Origin of the sequence: Pseudomonas sp. Fl4BN1 (assembly GCF_009908285.1) — a bacterium.
Taxonomy (GTDB): Bacteria; Pseudomonadota; Gammaproteobacteria; order Pseudomonadales; family Pseudomonadaceae; genus Aquipseudomonas.
Genome location: NZ_JAAARM010000014.1, coordinates 146,068 through 164,211 on the forward strand (window position 1 = coordinate 146,068; position 18,144 = coordinate 164,211).

Annotated in this window: 14 protein-coding genes; 2 read left to right on the top strand and 12 right to left on the bottom strand. The window is 65.1% G+C overall.

Features of this window, described 5'->3' with window-relative positions; all coding sequences use genetic code 11:
* Nucleotides 1-46 precede the first annotated feature (46 nt).
* Complete coding sequence (locus tag GV818_RS17595) at nt 47-271, top strand: MbtH family protein (protein ID WP_161759828.1); 225 nt, start codon at nt 47-49, stop codon at nt 269-271.
* A 172-nt stretch (nt 272-443) separates the two neighbouring features.
* Here GV818_RS17595 and GV818_RS17600 read toward each other — a convergent pair whose 3' ends face one another.
* From GV818_RS17600 to GV818_RS17645, 10 genes are all read right to left on the bottom strand, one after another.
* Nucleotides 444-1,271 carry a class I SAM-dependent methyltransferase gene (locus GV818_RS17600; protein WP_161759827.1) on the bottom strand — a complete coding sequence of 276 codons (828 nt, stop codon included), beginning with the start codon at nt 1,269-1,271 and terminating at the stop codon, nt 444-446.
* Nucleotides 1,272-1,396: 125 nt separating this feature from the next.
* Nucleotides 1,397-2,401: a metal ABC transporter solute-binding protein, Zn/Mn family gene (locus GV818_RS17605; protein WP_161777096.1), complete on the bottom strand. Its 1,005-nt coding sequence runs from the start codon at nt 2,399-2,401 to the stop codon at nt 1,397-1,399.
* The gene (locus GV818_RS17610) at nt 2,402-3,301 is read right to left on the bottom strand and encodes a metal ABC transporter permease (protein WP_161759825.1); all 900 of its coding nucleotides are present in this window, start codon (nt 3,299-3,301) and stop codon (nt 2,402-2,404) included. It abuts the gene before it with no gap.
* Nucleotides 3,301-4,056 carry a metal ABC transporter ATP-binding protein gene (locus GV818_RS17615; protein WP_161777097.1) on the bottom strand — a complete coding sequence of 252 codons (756 nt, stop codon included), beginning with the start codon at nt 4,054-4,056 and terminating at the stop codon, nt 3,301-3,303. Before GV818_RS17615 ends, GV818_RS17610 begins: the two co-directional genes overlap by 1 nt.
* Nucleotides 4,053-4,982 (bottom strand): metal ABC transporter substrate-binding protein, encoded by a 930-nt coding sequence (locus GV818_RS17620; protein ID WP_161777098.1) that lies wholly within the window; start codon nt 4,980-4,982, stop codon nt 4,053-4,055. Before GV818_RS17620 ends, GV818_RS17615 begins: the two co-directional genes overlap by 4 nt.
* A gap of 35 nt (nt 4,983-5,017) precedes the next feature.
* Nucleotides 5,018-5,590, bottom strand: coding sequence for a DUF6162 family protein (locus GV818_RS17625; RefSeq protein WP_161759822.1), 573 nt, complete (start codon nt 5,588-5,590; stop codon nt 5,018-5,020).
* Nucleotides 5,587-5,934: a hypothetical protein gene (locus tag GV818_RS17630; protein ID WP_161777099.1), complete on the bottom strand. Its 348-nt coding sequence runs from the start codon at nt 5,932-5,934 to the stop codon at nt 5,587-5,589. Before GV818_RS17630 ends, GV818_RS17625 begins: the two co-directional genes overlap by 4 nt.
* Nucleotides 5,934-6,473, bottom strand: a complete 540-nt coding sequence (locus tag GV818_RS17635) for a thiamine pyrophosphate-binding protein (RefSeq protein WP_161759820.1) — start codon at nt 6,471-6,473, stop codon at nt 5,934-5,936. The genes GV818_RS17630 and GV818_RS17635 overlap by 1 nt, the downstream gene beginning before the upstream one ends.
* On the bottom strand, nt 6,470-7,693 hold the full coding sequence (locus tag GV818_RS17640) for a PepSY-associated TM helix domain-containing protein (RefSeq protein WP_161759819.1): 1,224 nt from the start codon (nt 7,691-7,693) through the stop codon (nt 6,470-6,472). Before GV818_RS17640 ends, GV818_RS17635 begins: the two co-directional genes overlap by 4 nt.
* A gap of 349 nt (nt 7,694-8,042) precedes the next feature.
* Entirely contained in the window at nt 8,043-9,161 is a 1,119-nt protein-coding gene (locus GV818_RS17645) for a succinylglutamate desuccinylase/aspartoacylase family protein (RefSeq protein ID WP_161777100.1), read from the bottom strand.
* Nucleotides 9,162-9,502: 341 nt separating this feature from the next.
* On the opposite strand from GV818_RS17645, the gene GV818_RS17650 reads away from it, so the two are divergent.
* Entirely contained in the window at nt 9,503-10,306 is an 804-nt protein-coding gene (locus GV818_RS17650) for a transporter substrate-binding domain-containing protein (protein WP_161777101.1), read from the top strand.
* Between the two features lie 175 nt (nt 10,307-10,481).
* Here the strand turns inward: GV818_RS17650 and GV818_RS17655 are convergent, their stop codons facing one another.
* Nucleotides 10,482-11,816 carry a hypothetical protein gene (locus tag GV818_RS17655; protein ID WP_161777102.1) on the bottom strand — a complete coding sequence of 445 codons (1,335 nt, stop codon included), beginning with the start codon at nt 11,814-11,816 and terminating at the stop codon, nt 10,482-10,484.
* A complete protein-coding gene (locus tag GV818_RS17660; protein ID WP_161777103.1) occupies nt 11,813-18,142 on the bottom strand; it encodes an AAA domain-containing protein in 6,330 nt (2,109 codons plus the stop codon). Before GV818_RS17660 ends, GV818_RS17655 begins: the two co-directional genes overlap by 4 nt.
* Between the last annotated feature and the right edge of the window lie 2 nt (nt 18,143-18,144).

The window sequence follows — 18,144 nt, forward strand, 5'->3', positions numbered from 1 at the left end:
GCCGCGTCCTGGGCGCGGCGATCCTTATCAGTGATGGAGACAAGCAATGACTTCAGTATTCGACCGTGAGGACATCCTCTTCCAGGTGGTGGTCAACCATGAAGAGCAATACTCGATCTGGCCCGACTACAAGGCTGTGCCGCAAGGCTGGCGTACCGTGGGCAAGAGCGGTTTGAAAAAGGACTGCCTGGCCTACATCGAAGAAGTCTGGACCGACATGCGTCCACTGAGCCTGCGCCAGAAGATGGACCAGCAGGCGCTGGCCGGCTGAGCCTCGGCACAAGGTCGGTGGCCGCTGCCGAGCCCGCGAGGCTGCGAAAAGGGCGGCAGGACCTTCAGCAATCCTAGCGACGGCGCTTCCTGCGCAGTCGTTCGCCGCCTCGATCCCGAGCACAAAAAGCCCGCTGAACGCCAAGGTTCAGCGGGCTTTTTATGCCCGGCGATCAGGCCCTGCGCTTGACGGCTTGCAGGGTGTAGCTCAGCGGTAGGCGCCACGGGGCTTCCTTGAGCCGCCATTCGCCACGCTCATCCACCTCCATCTGCCCGGGCAGGGCTTCCCAGGGAATGCTCTGGTGCTCCACCAACCCGGTGATTTCCAGGCCCTGGGCCAGCAGGGCGCTGATGATTTCCCCCAGGCCGTGGTTCCACTCGTGGGTCACCGTGGCCTTGAGGCTGCTGTCGGTTTCCACGTAGGTGGCAGCATCGTCCCAGACCAGCGGCTCGCTGCGTTCGAAGTAGGGAAACGCCACCTGCAGCGAGTCGCTGTGACCTTCATCGAGAGCCCAGAGCATCGGATGCCCTTCGCGGATAAACAGCCGGCCACCGGGCTTGAGCAGGGCGCCGACGGTGTGCGCCCAGCGCTCGATGCTCGGCAGCCAGCACAGCGCGCCGATGCCGGTGTAGACCAGGTCGAACTCGCCGCAGGGCAGTGCTTCGGTGGCCGCGAACACGTCCGACTCGTGGTAGTCGATGGCGGTGTTGCAGCGCTGGGCCAGGGCCTGCGCTTCAGCCAGGGACGCCGAGGAAAAATCCAACCCGCTCATCTGTGCGCCGAGGCGCGACAGCGACAGGGTGTCGGTACCGATATGGCATTGCAGATGCACGCCACGCAGGCCCTGGATGTCGCCCAGCAGGGGGCGGTCGAACTGCACGACTTCGGAGAGAAACTGCGGGTCGTCGACAAAGCGCTGCACCGCGTAATCCGCAGAGGCGGCGTGCAAGGGCGCGCGTTCGTCCCAATTGGTCTTGTTGAGTTTCAGGTATTCGCTCATGGCGTGGGTTTCCTGTCTGGGCATTTTTGCGAAGCGCAGACTAGCACCGGGAAATGGCCACAATCTTGAGGGAATATGTAAGCGGCGCCGCTGCCGAACAGCCGGCAGCGGCGATAGGGGCGGGCTTAGCTTTTCGGGGCCAGGGCCTGGGTGACTTTCTGCAGGTTGCCTTCCAGTTCGCTCAACGGGTCGGCGCTGTCGGTTTCCAGGACCAGCAACTGGCTGCCGCCGGCGCTGATGGCGGCCTTCAGCGCCTCGGACGGCTGGCGATGATGCAGGACAATGGCCACGTCGTTGTCCTTGAGCTGGGCCTGCAGTTTCTTGAGCGCCTCGGGGGTCCATTCATTGTCGGCCCGGGCATCCACCTCCAGCAGCTCCAGGTTCAGGCCGCTGACCAGATAGCCAAAGTGCTCGGAGAGGCTCAGCACACTGAGGTTGTCCGCCTCGGCCAGGCGCGCCTCGCTGTCGGCGCTGAGTTTCAGCAGGCGCTGCTTGAGCCCCGCCAGGTTGCTCTCGATCCTGGGCTTGGCCTCGGGGGCCAGGCGCACCAGGTCCGCCGCCAGCACGTCGGCCATGCGCCCCAGGTTGTTGCTCGACAGCCAGGGCTGGGCGTTCAGCCCGTCGCTCTTGCCCGGCTGCAGGGCCACCCCGGGCAGGGCGCCATCCACCGGGCGCGCAGCGTCGATCTCGACGATACGGATATTGCTGCGCCGGGCATTGGGGTACAGCGGGTCGTCCGGCCAGATCGAGCGCAGGCCGATCACCGCGTCGGCATTGAGCGCCAGCTTGTGCAGCGCCGGGGCGCCGCGCCCGGTGAAGTAGGCGGTCTGCCGCGAGCCTGGCAGGTTGGCCGGGGCCGCCCGTTCCAGCTTGGCGTCGGTGCCCTGCAGCAGGATCTGCCCCAGGCCGAAGGTCACCGGCAAGGAAGCCAGCACCGTCAGCGGTTTGCTTGCGGTGGCGCTGTGCAGCGCGGTATTGCCCATGCCGTGGCTGGCCACCACGCGCATCGGTTCGAAGTGGTCGCGCTCGGCCAGGGCCGGGGTGCTGATCAGGCCGCCGAGGGCCAGGGCCAGGCTTAGGCGACGCAGGGGCAGGCGACGCAGCGACAGGTGAGGCAATGAACTGTGCATTTATCCGATATTCCCTTTCAGGCTGGGGACCGTGCCGCGAGCGATGGCGGCCAGGGCGAAGGCGACACCGGCCACCAGGATGATCGCGGCGCCGGAGGGCACCGGCAGGTCGAAAACGATGGGCAACAGGATGCCGCACAGGGTGCTGACGGTGGCGATGCTCACCGAGATCCAGAAGAACCCCTTGAGCGACTGGCTGAGCAGGCGTGCCGCGGCCGCTGGAATCACCAACAGTGCGCCCACCAGGATCGCGCCGATGACCTTGACCGCGGCCACGGTGATCAGGGTCACCAGGATCACGAACAGGTAGTCCAGGGTTTTCACGGCCACCCCGCGCACCGCCGCCAGCTGTGGGTTGAAGCTGGCCAGCATGATGCGGTTGTACAGCGGCAGGCTCAGGCCCAGCACCAGGGCGCCGACAACCAGCAGCACCAGCAGGTCACTGCCATTGACCGTGAGCACCGAGCCGAACAGCACGTTCTCCAGGATATGCACGTTGATCTTGCCGGCGAGGATCAGCAGCAGGCTCGCGCCCAGGGCCAGGGATACCGAGAGGAACACCCCGATCAGGGTGTCCGGGGCCAGGCCGGTGCGGTTGCGCAGGTAGTTGAGCAGGATGCCGAACAGCAGGCAGTAGCCGAACAGGCTGCCGTAGGGGCCGGTGTAGGGTTCGCCGAGGAGGATGCCGATGGCGACCCCCGTGAGGGCGGCGTGGCCCACGGCTTCGGAGAAGAAGGCGAAGCGTTTGACCACCACCAGGGTGCCCAGGCCGCCGAGCACCGGGCCGATCAGCAGGCCGGCCAGCAGGGCGTTGACCACGAAACCGTAGGCCAGGGCTTCCGGCAGGTAACCGGACGAGGCCCAGCCCTGGATCATCAATCGGAAAGCTTCATAACTCATCAGGCAGTACTCCCACTGGCTCGGTCCGCTGCTCGCGGGTGAGTGGAGAACAGGCTCAGCAGGCGTTCCGGGGTCAGGGTCTGCTGCGCCGGGCCGTCGAACAGCACGCGCCGATTGAGCCCGGTGACCCGATCGGCCAGGCGCCCCACGGCCTCCAGATCGTGCTCGATCCACAGCAGGGTGATACCGCTCTGACGCCAGTCGTGGAGCAGGCGTTCGAAGACCTGGATCCCGGCTTCGTCGAGGGCCGACATCGGTTCGTCCAGCACCAGCAATTGCGGGGCCGGAATCAGCCCCTGGGCCAGCAGTACCCGCTGGCGCTCACCGCCGGACAGGGCGCCCATGCGCCGCTTGCGCTTGTCTTGCATGCCGACCCGTTCCAGGGCCTCGCCAATCGCCTTGGCGTAATGCCGGCTGAGGCCGAGAAAGGCCGGGCGGCGCTGGCACATGGCGGCCATGAAGTCGTCCACGGTCATCGGCAGGCCCCGGTCGAACTCCAGGGCCTGGGGCACATAGCCGATGGTGCCGGGTGTGCCGGGCCATTGCAGGCGCAACTGACCCTGGTGAGGCATCTGCCCGAGCAGGGTCTTGATCAGCGAACTCTTGCCGCCGCCGTTGGGCCCTACCAGTGCGTGCACGCTGCCGGGCTGCACTTGGAACTCGACCCGATCGAGGATGGTGGTACGGCCCAGGGTCAGGCTGACCTGCTCGAACTCGATGGCCGGGCCTTGCAGCAGGGTTTCCAGGGCGGTCATGCGCCCGCCTCCTGGATCGCTCGGACCACGGTGTCGAGGTTGCCTGTCATTTCCTTCTCGTACTTGTCGGCGGTGTATTCGCCGTAGGAAATGTGCGACAGCGGGTAGAGCTTGACCCCGGATTCACGCTGGATGGTTTCAACGTAGGTGGAGGGGAAGTCCATCTCCGAGAAGATCACCTTGACGTCCAGTTCCCGCAGTTGGTCGATGGTCTTCTTCAACTGGCTGGGGCTCGGCTCGATACCGTGGGCCGGCTCCACCACGGCAGTGACCTGCAGGCCGAACTCGCGCAGCAGGTAGTCATAGGCCGCGTGCACCGTGGCCACCCGCAGGTCGGCGTTGGGTGCCTGGGTCAGCTTGGCCAGGGCATCGGCGCGCATCTGCCGCAGGCGCTTGCCATAGGCGCGGGCGTTCTGGGTATAGGTCTTGGCGTTGGCCGGGTCCATCTTGCCGAGCTCGCGGGCGATGTTGTTGACCTGGGCGATGGAGGCACTGATGGACAGGAAGGTGTGCGGGTTGACCACCTTGCCGGCGCCACGGGCGGCGACCCCGGTGGCGGCCAGCAGCGGTACGTTTTCGTTGGCTTCGATCACCGGGATGTCCGGGCGCTCGCTGGCGGCGATCATGCGGTCGGCGAAGTCATCATGGCCCACACCGTTGAGCACGATTACATCCAGGGTGCCGATGCGCTTGATGTCTTCGGCCCGGGGTTCGTAGGCATGAGGGTTGAAGCCGGCAGGAATCAGCGGCACCACTTCGGCCTTGTCGCCGACGATGTTCGCCACGTAGCTGTAGTAAGGGTGCAGGGTGATGCCGATGCGCAGGCGCTTGGCCTGTTCGGCGCTGGCCAGGGGGCTGAGCATCAGGGCCAGCAGGCTGATCAGCAGCACCCGCAGGAAGGGGCGGGGTTGAGATGAAATAGGCATGGGCAAGCGGTCTTCTCTCGGATGAGTGCGTAGGTTCAGTGGCGATGCTGACGGGTCACTCCGGCATCGAATTGCGCGACTATCTGTTGCCAGCCGGCAGCGGCCAGTTTCTGCTCGTCAAGATCGCTGGGCAGCACCACCGACGGGTTGCGGCTGAGCCAGATATCGACCTTGGCCCGATCTTTGGCATCGATGCGCATCAGGAACGAGCCGGCCACTTGCGGGTTCTGGCTCTGGCCCAGGTAGGCCTGCTCCTGCAAGTGCCAGACATGGCCGCCACGGCTCACCGAACTGGCGTCCTGGGCGAAGGGCGCGAAGCCTTCCTCGGCCAATTGCTCCGGGCTGGGCAGGGCCTGGTTTTCGGCCTGCAGCAGGTGAATCTCGTCGAGCGTCACCCGCAGGTCGGCGTAGATCCCCTGTTCGCCGGCGCTGAGGTCGCGGCGGGCGTCCAACTGGTGGCTGGCAACACTGCTGGTGACGGTTTTCTCACCGCGCCACAGCACCACGCTGGCCGCCACGCTGAGGATCAGCAGGCACAGCAGCAACACATAGAGGGTTTCGTGGCCAGCGCCGGCGGGGCGTACGACCTGGGTGGTGGCTGGGTTCATGGGGCCTCGATATCCGCTTGGTCGATTTCCACCACGTGGCCGGGGCCAGCGTCGAACAGCACGTAGAACTCGGAGGAGGGTTTGTTGAAGGTCAGGGTCGAGTCGGCGCCGAGCTTGCCCGGCACCAGGATGGTTTCGTCGTAGCCGATCACGTCCAGGGTCACCCCAGGCGCGCCGCTGCCGTCGGAAAAACCGCCGGTGCAGCGGATCTGCTCGGCGTCAATGGCCTTGCATTCGCACATCGGGTTGTGGGCCTGGGCGCTGGTGCTGAGACCGGCGCCCAGCACCAGCAGGACGCTGGCGCCCAGTCGCCGCAGGCGAAACGTGGATACTGCACGGGTCATCATTTGCCTCCTTGTTTTTCGAGCCAGGCTACGGTTGCCGGAGAGGCCTGGCTCAGGGGAATGGCTGCCTGGTGCATGCTGCCGTCCCAGCCTTCCATGGTGATCCACAGTTCGGCGTCGGCCCGGGTTTTTTCCGGGATCGGCAGGCTGGCGCCCATGCGGTACGGGCTGCCGAAAAAGATCACCCCGGCGGCCCGCAAGCTGCGGGGCTTGCCGATGCGCAAGTAGGTGGCCTTGACCGGGTCGATACAGGCCTGGCACAGGGCGGCGTTGAAGCTTTTCATGTAGCCGACGGGGTTTTCGAAGCGGGGGGGGGCGTTGCGCATTTCCGCCAGGCGCAGGCTCCAGGGTCCTACCTGGACTTCACCCACTTCCCGTTCGCCGAGGCCGCTGTCACCGCGAAACAGCGCCCGGTCGGCGAAGTACTTGGGCATGAAGCCCAGGGGAATCAGCAACAGCAGGATGTTCAGGTGGAAACGCCACTTGTGCCAAAACCGGCTCAGTGTCGAGCCCGAGGTTGCGGTGCTGGTCTGGCTCACGAGTGGCTCTCCGAAGTTTCGATGCTCATTGCCGGGGTGGGCGTTGCTACGGGTTGGCTGGCAGGGCGGGCACGGGCGGCCTTTTCCTCGCGCTTCAGGGCGTTGGCGGTGGCCAGGGCGGTGCGTTTGGTCCAGATCAACAGCCCGCTGAGGACCATCATGCTCAGCACCAGGCCGAAGAAGAACCAGATCAGCTTGATCCAGATGCCGCCGAAGTCACCGGTATGCAACGGACGCATCGACTCGGTGACGAACTCCAAAGGGTTGCGGTCGCCCAGCAGGTAGGAGGTGTCCAGGGAGCCGGTATAGGGGTTGATATTGGCGGTCTGGTACATCAGCGGGTACCAGCCACGGCCGCCGATCACCAGGTGGCTGTAGGCGTTGCCGGGCAGGCTGACGAAACTGATGTCGAAACCGGGGATTTTTTCCGTGGCGGTGCCGATCGCCTGTTCCAGGCCAATCATGGGGGCCGGGCTGCCGTCAGCGGAGCGTGGCACCTGCTCGCGGGCGATCACCGGAACTATGGGTTCGCTGGAGATGCTGATGTTGTAGTCCGCGAGGATCGCGCGAATCAGGAACCAGATGCCGGTGATGGATATCACCGCGATGAACCAGATCGACCAGATGCCGCTCAGGCGGTGGAAGTCGCCCCAGAAGATCCGTGCACCGTGGCGCACCCGCAGGGTCGGCTTGAGAAAGCCCTTCCAGAATTTCTTGTAGACCACCAGTCCCGTGATCAGTGAGATCAGCATGGGCAGGCCGAGGAACGACACCAGGTACCAGCCCCAGCTGAAACCATTGGTGAAGGGCACCAGCCACCAGCCGTGCAGGGCGCGGGTGAAGCCCTGGAAGTCGAAGTTCGGGCTGGTGCCCTGGATCGCCCCGGTGTAGGGGTTGACGTACAGCGTCGGGGTGCGGCCGTCGGGGTAGCTGACGCTGACATTCAGGGCGAAGTGGCTTTCGTCCGGGGTGACGATGGTATCCACCTGGGTCTGGGGTTCGGCGCGCTTGATGGCCTGGACGATCTGGTCGTAGTTCAGCGGTTGGGCATCATCGGAGGGTTTGCTGGCGCGGATATCCGGGTTGGCCAGCCACACGATTTCCTGGCTGACCACCGCTAGGGTGCCCGTCACGCAGACGATCAGCACAAAGAACCAGATGGGCAATGCCAGCCAGCTGTGCACCAGAAACCAGATTTTTGAACGGGACTTCTTCGACATTGAATGGGCGTCTTGATTCGAGGAATGGAGCGGCACTGGAACCCTGGGCCGGTCCCGGAGCACAACCCCCCGGGCATAGCCATGGCCAACGCGGCCTGCTGCATCTAATTAAGACGAATGAGAATCGTAAATCCTGAAGGGCGATATGAAAGTAAATGTTACCAAGCTGCCGGAGCCCTTCTGGATCGGGCTTTTCGTGCATTTCTCCAACCCGAAAAAAGGCACGGATCATTCGCGGCGGCTGACCGTCGCTGCACCTCGTAGGGGCTGGCTTGCTAGAGAAGGGATCGCCGAGATCACTGACGCTGGAGGAGGTTTTCGCTGCTCGTTGGCGATGTTCCAGCTTCGATTATGCGGAAACCACTCCCGCGCCTGCCAACGGCGCCGCTCCCGCCACCTTGCACAACTCAACCCCCGCCGCGGCGAAGCGAATCGCACTGCGCATGTACATGACTCCGCTGGTGGCGCTGCATACGACCTGTGTGGTTCCGGAGATCGGATCGATGAGATGCACCACTGGATCGTTGCAGTTGATCCAGGTGCCGGGCGGGTGCAGGAACACCACCAGGCCGGCGCAAGGAGCATGCAGGGTCAGTGAGCCACTGAAAGGGGTGGCTGGCTGGAGCAAGGCAGGTAGGGGAGGTGGTGTGCCGGCGAGGATGCCTCGGTGTTGCAGGAACGCGTAGAGGGCTGTGGCATCGCTGGCCGCTAGAGCATGCTCGACATCTGCTTCACCCCGTAATTCGACGGTGGCCGCGATACAGCCGGTGGGGATGGCAAAGCGCCCAGCGAACTGTTCTGCCAATCGCCACCACGGCTGGCCACAGGCTTCGTCAAACGAGCCGGCACCGGTACCGGTGGCCAGCAAGGTGGCGCGTGCGCCGATGTAGCGCGCCAGCGGCTCGATCTGCGGCCAGCCGGGTGTTTCGCCGTACAGGTGAACCACTGCCTGGGCATCGCAATGCAGATCGAGGACAACGTCGGCGTCGTGGGCGAGCAACAGCTGGGTGCGTCGCAAGGACTCGATTTCACTGGTGGGTTGCATCTGCTGCAACGCGTGGGACATGGCATGGCGGATGATTTGTCGATTCGCCTGACGGTCGTCGCCCAGTTCGTCGGCGAGCCGCTCCTGGATCAGCTCGGCCAGATCGGGGTAGCGCCGGTTGAAGTTCTCGCCGCTGTTGAAGTCAAAACGGCCCATGGCATCGTGCATCAACGTCTGTTCCAGGCCGATCGGATTGGCGATGGGCACCAGCACGATCTCCCCTAGCACTTCATTGCGCGCCTCGGCGCCGTCCAGCAAGTGCCGCAAGTGATGCAGTGCCAGCATGCCGGGCAGCTCGTCGGCGTGCAGGCTGGCTTGCAGGTACACCTTGCCGGCAGCGGCAGGCTGGCCGTAATGCAGGCTGATCAGCTGGCGCTGGGTGCAAGGACTGCGAGTGAGCAGGGGATGGTGTTCGACGCGCATTGAGTCGTCCTTGTGGGAGTATGAGGCGAGTCCTGGATGGCCCCATCTTTATGAAAATAGCCGACGCCGACTATTGAATAATTCCCCTGTCGCTGTTGAAAAAAATGATTCAGTAGCCCTCATCCCTGCCCAGGGAAAGGAAGCTGAAGGCGCAATAAAATTTGCTATTGATGCAAATTTAAATCGATTGATCTAATCGTGTGCTCACCAATACTGAGGCCTCGGTTTCGGCATGCCCTGTGCAACAGTCCCGGCAGTGGCTGCTGATGCAGGACAACTGCGGACGACCCTCCGCGAAGTGTTCACCCTCGATAACAACAATCTGAAAGAGGCGTCACACGATGAAAAAAACCTTTCTGCTGGTGCTCCAGGCCTGCGTGCTGGCGACGCTTGCAAGCTCAGCGTTGGCGGCTGAAAAACTGGTATTCGGTATCGCGCTGGAACCCTATCCGCCCTTCTCGTTCAAGAGTGGCAAGGGCGACTGGAGTGGTTTTGAACCAGAGATCATCACCGCCGTTTGTGCACGCATGCAGGCCGACTGCAGCCTCAGTGAAATGTCCTGGGACGGTCTGATCCCGGCGCTTAAATCGCAGCAAGTGGATGTGGTGCTCAACTCCGTGACGATCACCCCCGAGCGTCAGCAGGTGATCGATTTCACTCAGCCGTATTTCTATACCCGGGCCTTGTGGGTGGAAGACCGCAGCCTCGAACTCGAGCCGACGCCGGCCGGCCTCAAGGGCAAGATCATCGGCGTGCAGGGATCGACCACTCACGCGGCCTTCGTCAAGAAATACTACGGCGAGATATCGACGATTCGTTATTACACCACCCAGGACGACTTGCTCTCCGACCTGCGTAGCGGTCGTATCGACATCATCCTGGCGGATCAGTTGGTGCTCGAGCCGCTGCTGGATATGCCCGACAACGCAATCCTGGGCAGCAAGGGGGTGGCACCGCTCGATCCGTTGTTCGGAGAGGGCGTGGGCGCCGGTGTACGCAAGGGTAACGACGCGCTGCGTGAACGCTTGAACGTCGCTCTGCAATCGCTGCGTGCCGACGGCAGCTACGAAAAGATTCGTGAGCGCTACTTCAAGAGCGGTATCGCAACGTCTTCTGCAGAACCAACCGCTGATGTTGGACACTGATCCGCGAGTTCAGAAACCGGCCTCGGCGCGGAGTATTGCCGCCGTGTGCCAGTTCATATTGATCCGCCATAGCGCTCAGATCGCCCCCGGCGGCTGACTGCCGCCCCTTCGCAGGCACTGGTCTGCCGGCGAAGGGAGCGCTGAGATCACCTTTGCTGGCAGGCTTGGCGGTCGCTCAACTGCGCTGTTGCAGTGTCTGCCGATGTGCCTCCGGCGTTGCATCCAGCAGCACTTCCTTGAGGGGCACCGCGCCTATGTCCAGGGCTTTTTCAATGCTCAGGTCATCTCCTTGGGAGGCCAGCAGGGCTTGCAGGCGCTGGAACTCGCCACACCAGATGGTCTCGATGTCCTTATCGCGCTGTGGGTCGTGCTGGGCACTGAGGGCCACGGCCCGTACTTGTAAACGAGCGTTTTCGGCATTGCCTCCGACTTCCACGCCGTATCCCGGTGTTGCGCTCTTGCGCAGGACTACCCGACCATCCTTGGCCCAGGCGGTGGCCATGCCTTCACGGACTTCGTAGCCCAGGCTGCTCAAGCCTTCGAGCAGCGCCTGGCGCCGGGACAGGGCGGCCCGTTGCTGCAGTTCGGCGTCGATCAGCGCGGTAAAGCGGGCAATCAACTCCTCCACTGGCGCCATATTGGCCAGGCTGCATTGCTCGGCCTGGGCCACCGCTTCAGCGGCGGCGCTGCCGAGCAAGGTCGCGGCTTCGCTCGCCAGCTCTTGCAGACGGGTCAGGCGCGCGCGACGTTGCAGGCTGTCGCGGGTGGCCTGGGCCAGTTCCAGTACCAGGCTGTCCAGCAGCAGGTTGCGCTGCTGGGGGCGGGTTTCGCTGTCGATCTGGCGCAACTTGGCCAGGTAAGGCTCGGCACAGGCCTGTTGGTCGAGGGTCAGCAGTTGCGCGATGTGCTGCTCGATGCGTGCCAGTCGCGGCTCAGGCTGTTCATGGGCGGCCCGCCATTGCGCCAGGGTCTGCGGTGCAGCCTCGCTTTGCAGGCTCCGCGCCAGTTGCTGTTGGGCCTCGCTCAGGCCCGGCTCCACCGGCGCGGTACTGAGGCTGGCGAAGCCTTGGGCGAGCAGTGATTCGACGCCTTCGACGGCCTGCCCGTCGGCAATCGCCTGCAACTGTTGCAGCAGTTCGGCGCTGGCCGCTCGGTCTTGCAGGGCGTTCAGCAGGGTCGCGGCGTTTTCCCGCTGGCGGCGCTCCCGCTGGCGCTGTTCTGTGGCCAGCTGGACCGCCCGGATCTCCCGCTGTTGCAGGTCGTTCTTGAGGAACTCGATTTCGATCGGCACCTGATTCTGCAGGCGCCGCAGGCGATCCTCTTCGATCAGCTGGCGCAATTGCTCGAAGCGCGCGTGGGTCGCCGCCCGTTCCTGTTCAGTCAGTTGTCCCAGGCGTTGGGCCTGGCGTTCCCAGTGGGCAATCGCCTGTTCCAGGCGACGCAGGTGGCCGGCGCAGATTTCGAGGATTTCTTCGCGGGTGACGATCCGCACCACTTTTGGGCCGCTCATGGGGTGTTCTCCGTGTCCAGCAGCGCTTGGGATTGGGTTGCCGTGGCGAGGTCGGCCATCGGGATCAAGGCCTGTTCGATGGCCGCTCGCAAGCGTCCGCGCTCGGCTTGCGCATCGTGGTACCAGCCCTGTGACGAGACCCGATGCAGATGGGGAATGGCCCGGCGCAGCACCGACGGTCGCCAGATTTCCCGAGCACGAGCACGGGCCAGCAGGCCGTGGCGCGGGGTGTCGCATTCGATGCCCAGGGCATAGAGCCCGGTGTCGGGGTGTTCGATGGCGAAGTCCAGGCCGAAGGCGTCGCCTTCGTTGGCGCTGACCGGGTTCCAGCCCAGGGTCCGGATGAAGGCCGCCACCGCTTGGGTGAAGCCATCGCTGTGGGCGCTGTGCTGGATCCGGGTGTCTTGGCGTTCGGTGACCAGGCGCCCAAGCAACTGCTGGCCGCTGGCGAATTCCCCGGCCGACAGGGCGCGGGCGTACTCCAGGTAACCCTGCAGGTAGTCTCGCGGGGTGGCGGGTGGCCGTTGGGTGGTGAGCATGTCGGAGATGTCGGCAATCGGCATCGAGGTGATCATCACCACTTTGCGCCGGGCCCGGGTCACCGCGACATTGAGCCGGCGTTCGCCGCCGGTTTGCCCCAGCACCCCGAAGTTGCGGCGGAAACTGCCCTGGCTATTGCGGCCGAAGGTCGAGGAAAACACGATGATGTCGCGTTCGTCGCCCTGGACGTTCTCGACGTTCTTGACGAACACCGACATGTCTTCGCCGTCCTCGCTGCGTTCGCGCTCCTGGCTGTAGGCGGCGCGAAACAGCGGCTCTTGTTCGGCCCGCAGCTCCAGGCGCTCCTCGATCAGGTCAGCCTGCTTGCGGTTGAAGGTCACCACCCCCACCGACGGCCGTTCGGCATACGGCGTCAGCCAGAGTTCGGCCAGGTAGTCGACTACCCGCTCGGCTTCCTCGGGGTTGCTCTGTTGCTGGTAGATACCGTCCACGCGGATCAGCTCCAGTGGCTTGATGGCGAGGATATTGGCCTGGGGATGGCGCACCGGGATGCTCAGGCGGTTGCCATAGAACGAGGCGTTGGAGAAACCGATCAGTTCGCGGTACGCCGAGCGATAGTGGATCTGCAACGTGGTCGTGGGCAACGCGCTGCGGGCCAGTTGCAGCAGGTCCGGACAGTCCTTGATTTCGCGACGGTTCCAGGTGTCTTCAAAGGCTTCCCGTTGCTCTTCATCAGCCTCGGCATCCGGCTGGTCGCCGTCGAACAGTTCGGCCTCGTCGCTTTCCACCCGGCTGGAGAAGAATGCGGTGGGCGGCATCTGTTTCTCGTCGCCGCTGACCACCGTGACCCGGCCCCGGTACAGGGTCGGCAAGGCGAACTCCACCGGCATCTGCGAGGCTTCGTCGTAGATCACGATGTCGAACAGCCCGGGCTTGAGCGGCAACACGCGGCTGGCCACGTCCGGGTTCATCAGCCACACCGGCCGCAGGCTCATCAGCCCCAGGCCGGCGCCCATTTCCATGAATTCCCGCAGCCGGCGCGAACGGCGCCCGGTGAGGCGGGTGACGTCTTCCCATTGCTTGCGGGTGCCCAGGCGCGTGAGGTCGATGCCTTCGCTGAGCAGTTGGCGGTTGAGGGCGCGCATCTGGGTATCGGCTTCACCCAGGCTGGCGATCTTCGCCGCGGTTTCGTTCTGCTCCAGCAGCAGTTCCGGATGCTGCTGTTCCATCTGCCGTTTCCAGCCCAGCCGGGCTTCACGGTTGAGCATGTGTCGGACTACGGCTTCCAACTGCTCAGCAGGGATCGTGTCGAGGCTGGTCTGGTAGTCGCGCAGCACGCTCAGCAGTTCCAGGTCCGGCGCCGACAGTTGCCCGGCCCGGGCGCGGAAAGCCTGGTAGGCCGGCAGGGTCGGCAAGGCCTCGTGCAGGCGGTTGAGGACGGCCTGATTGCCCTGGTTGAGGTCCATGCGCTGTCGCAGTGGCTCCAGTAACTCGGGTTGCAGCCAATGGTTGAGGCGCTGCAAGGCGTTCAGGCTGTCCTGGCGCACGCTGTGGCGGATAAACGCGGCGTCATAGCCGGCCAGCAGGCCGTCGAAGGATTGCCGCTCACCGGTCAGCACCACGGCATCCACTTGCGCCACTTGTGGCGCCTCGGCCAGGGCCATGGCCAGGTCGCGAATGTTCTCGAGTTGGCCGAGGTCTTGCTGTACCTGCGCCAGCAAGCCTGGGCCACAGTCGTCGGCGACATCGCCAAGCGCCAGTTGCTGATGCAGCTGCTGCAACTGGCTGCGCAACGGCCGCCACTGGCTTTCCAGCAGGGCCGCCGCGAGCAGTTCAGGCACGCGCTGCAGTTCGCCGGGCTGACCCTGGTCGGCGAGGAAACCCAGCACTTGGCGCTGGCTGATCAGGCGCAGCGGGTTGAGGCGGGCGAGCCAGGAACGCCCCTGGATAACTCGGCGGGCGCGCTGTTGCAGGGCGCGCAGTTGCGCGCTGGACAAGGCGCTCAGGCCCGCAGTCAGGCTGGCCTGATGCGCTGTGACGTCGCACTGTTGCAACTGTTGCCGGAGCGCTTGCAGGGTCAGGAGCAAGCCGTCGCCCGCAGGCTCTTGGCCGTTGTTGCGGCGAAACAGTGGCAGCCAGCGAGCCAGCCGTTGGCGCTGGCTATCGTCCAGCTCCAGCAGGCTGTGCACGTGACGTTCGAGCCAGCGGCGATAGGGCGCCGGGTCGTCCACTTCGAAACTCGCGGGGTGTGCTTGCAGGGTGTCCAGGCGCTGCTCTTCGCAGTGCCGCAGGCGCTGGAAGCCCTCGGTGAAGGCTTGCAGGGTGGCCGGGTCGGTGGGGAAGGCCTGGAGCAGGGCCAGGGCGCTTTGCTCGTAGCGTGCCGGCAGCCACAGGCGGATCAGCGGCGCGCAGGCTTCTTCCAGGCGCGTCAGGTCAGCGATGTCCAGGGCTGCCAGGTGCTGGCGCAAGATCGGCACATCCAGTGCCGGCGCTCCTTGTTCCAGGCCGATCAGTTCGCCGATCAACTGGCGGTAGCTCAGGCCACAGTGTTCATCGACGCGATGCAGGCCCTGGTGGAAACGATCGAGTTCGCCTTCCAGGGCTTCGATGCGCGCCGCCAGGCGTTCGCGCTGACGTAGCCACGGTTGCTCGGGGGCAGGGTCCTTGAACAAGGCTTCGAGCTGTTCGCGGACACTACGGATCACCGGCTCACGGTCGCGGTTGATGTCGTTGAGCATCACCACCCGGTTGCCCAGGCCTTCAGCCACCAGGCGCTTGTGCACCACTTCCAGGGCTGCGTGTTTCTGGCAGACGATCAGCAGGCTGCGCTGGCGGCCGATGGCATCGGCCACCATGTTGACGATGGTCTGGCTCTTGCCGGTGCCGGGCGGACCTTCCACCAGCAGGCCGGGGGCTTGCCGGGCCTGGAGTACCGCGGCTTCCTGGGAGGGGTCGCTGGCCACGGTGAAGAACCGTTGCAGCTCCGACACGCCCTGGGCCTCATCGCCGGGGGCAGTGGCGTTGTCCTGTTGCAGGCGCAGGGCGGTTTCCAGGCCGGTGCCGCCTGGCGGCAGGGCCTTGAGCTGGCGCAGGTCCTCGCCGATAGCCTGGCCCATGAAGGCGACATGGAACAGCACCCCGGCACAGGCCAACTGATCCTGGTAGGGCAGTACTTCGGTGGTCGCCGGCGGCAGGCTGCCGAGCACCCGGGAGCGCGCGGTGGCCAGCATGCCGAAGGCATCCATGACGTCCGCGGCCTTGAGCGCCGAACGCCCCAGCAGCTCGTCGGCAGCCTGGCGCCAGAGCTTGGCGGCGTCGATGCCGAGCAGGGTGTCGAGCCCCGGGTTGAGGCGTACTTCCTCGCGTTCGCTGTCGAACACCAGGGCGACCTGGCCGCGGCTGCCGACTTCCAGCAGCAGCTTGACCGGCCATAACAGCAGCGGCGCGATCCGCGTGCGGGTGGTGCCGCGCGGGTCACGGGTCAAGAGGAAGGGAAAGCCCAGGTACAGGCCATCGATCCCGGTGTCGCGCTTGTACAGCGAACTTTGCCGGTGCAGGCTGTTGAGCCGAGCCTCTCGCAGCGGGTCCTTGGCGAAGCAGGCCGGATCGAGGCTGATGGGCTGGGCGTTGCGCGCCACCAGGTGGTCCAGCAAGGCCGGGGCCGGGGTGCGCTTGCTGTGCAACTCTTTGAGGTCGACCCGGGCAGTGGTCTTGCCGATGCTCATGCGCACCAGCGGGCCGCGCAGCACCACGCTGGCGACCTTCTTCTCGAAGAAATCGAGGATCTGCGAAACGTACTGCTGCTTTTGTGGCTCCAGCCACTGCTCGGCGCCGATCGCCAGCAGCACCAGGGCCTTGGCCAGCGGCATGCGCCGTTCCAGGCGGAACTGCTCGGCCCAGTCATCGATACTGGGGACGCCGCAGCGGGCGAAACCGCTGATGCGTTCATCGACTTCACGGTACAAGGCCGGGCGTGGCAGGCCGAGGAGGGTGCGGGCGCTGCCGGCATCGAAGCTCAGGACCACGGCTTCGCGAGCCAGGCTCGCGGCTTCTTCGAGGATCGCGTCCACCGAGCGGAACTGGCCGATGGCGGCACTGAGCAGCACGATCAGGTCTTCTTCGCTGATGACGCGACGATCGGCCAGGGACAACACACCGTTGTGCTCGCTGTCAGGCAGCAGGCGCTGGCGCTCCTCCCACTGGGCTGCCAGGCGAGCCCGGGAACTGGACAGCAGATAGATGCGCAGTTGCGCCTCGTCCAGTTCGATGGCCTGGTGCTGGGCGCGCTGGCGTACCTGCTCCGCCCGCAGCTTGAGGCGTGACAGCCAGTGTCCGGTTTCCACGCGGGCCAGCAGGTCCGGAGCGGGGCCGCTGATCAACCGATAGCCGTCCAGGGGATGCTCCAGCAGCCAACCGGGAGTGACGATCTCGCCCCGCTGGATCAGCGGCATCTGCGGGTTCAGCAGCTTCAGCGCGAGCATCAGCCGGGTGTCGTCTTCCAGCCCTTCGTGCTGGGCCACTTGCCGCAGGCCGGCCAGCAGTCGGGGCGCCAGTCCGGTCTGTTCGGCCCAGGTGACGATCACCCCGCGCAGCAGATGATCCAGTGCCTGGGGCCAATGCTCGGCCTCGGCGGCGGCCAGGGCGAATGGCCCCGGCCGGCGGAAACGTCGACTGCCCAAGGCAATGGTCGCACCTTCTTCGAGGTCCTCCTCGACGCTCGCAGGCGCTGCGGCGCTGGGGCTTTCCCCCTGGAGCCAGGCCTGCACCTGGGGCCATTGCCAGCGTTGGTGCCGGTCCCGGGCGAGCAGGCCGCGTAGCAACAGTTCCAGGCGTGGGTCGAGGTCGTCCGGCAGCAGCACGCCGTTGGCCAGCACGTGAATCAGGTAGGCGTTGGCGTTGATCCCGGCAAAACAGGCGCCCTGGGTCAACTGCTCCAGCAGGATCATCCCCAAGCTCCACCAGTCGGAGGCCGCGGCGACGCCTCCGGCGATGGCTTCGGGGGCCATGTAGCGGCTGGTTTCCAGGGGGGCGACGATGTCCAGGTCGAACTCCGACAAGCGTGCCGAGCCGAAGCCGCTGATCACCAGATCCAGGGGCTCGCGACTGCGCACCAGCAAGGTCGCGGGGCGCAGGTCGCGGTGGCGCAGCCCGGCCTCGCTGAAGGCGTGCAGGGCCTGGCCCAGTTCGCGGACGATGTGCTGCACCGCGGCCACGTCATTGACCACCATGCCGAGGTCCGCCAGGGTGCCGCCGGTGAGTTCCTCGGCAACCTCGAAGGCCCGTTCGTGCCAGCGGCCGGTGTCGATGATCTCCGGCACATGCTCCCGAGGCAGGCGCTTGAGGGCTTCATATACCGAGGTGTCGGGTTCGGCGCCGGCCAGGTACAGGGTCAGTACTGCCTGGAGTCCGCTGGTAGTGTGCTCAGCGACAAAACGCTCGCGTACCCCGGTGCTGCTGATCTGTCGCAGCAAGCGCCAGCCTTCGATCACGGTTTCGCTGTCTGCCACCGCCGGTTCGACGGCGGCCGGTGCCGGTGCCAGTGTCGGGGCAGGCTCGGAGGCCGCCGGATCTGCGCCGCAGACCAGGCACATCAAGTCGCCGCTGGCCATGGCGTGACCGTTGTCGCAGAGCAGTGTTGCGGTTGCGGGCGTCGCGGGTTGTTGTCCCAAACCTTCCTGGGTGACCACGGGCTGTGGCCGCCAGCCCACTGGATGGATCGCTTCCGCGGACAGTTCCCAGCCGCAGGTGCGGTTGTCCACCTGGCCTTCGCAGAAGATTTCGGCCAGTGAGCGTTCAGTCTGGCAGTTGGGGCAAAAACGAATCATCG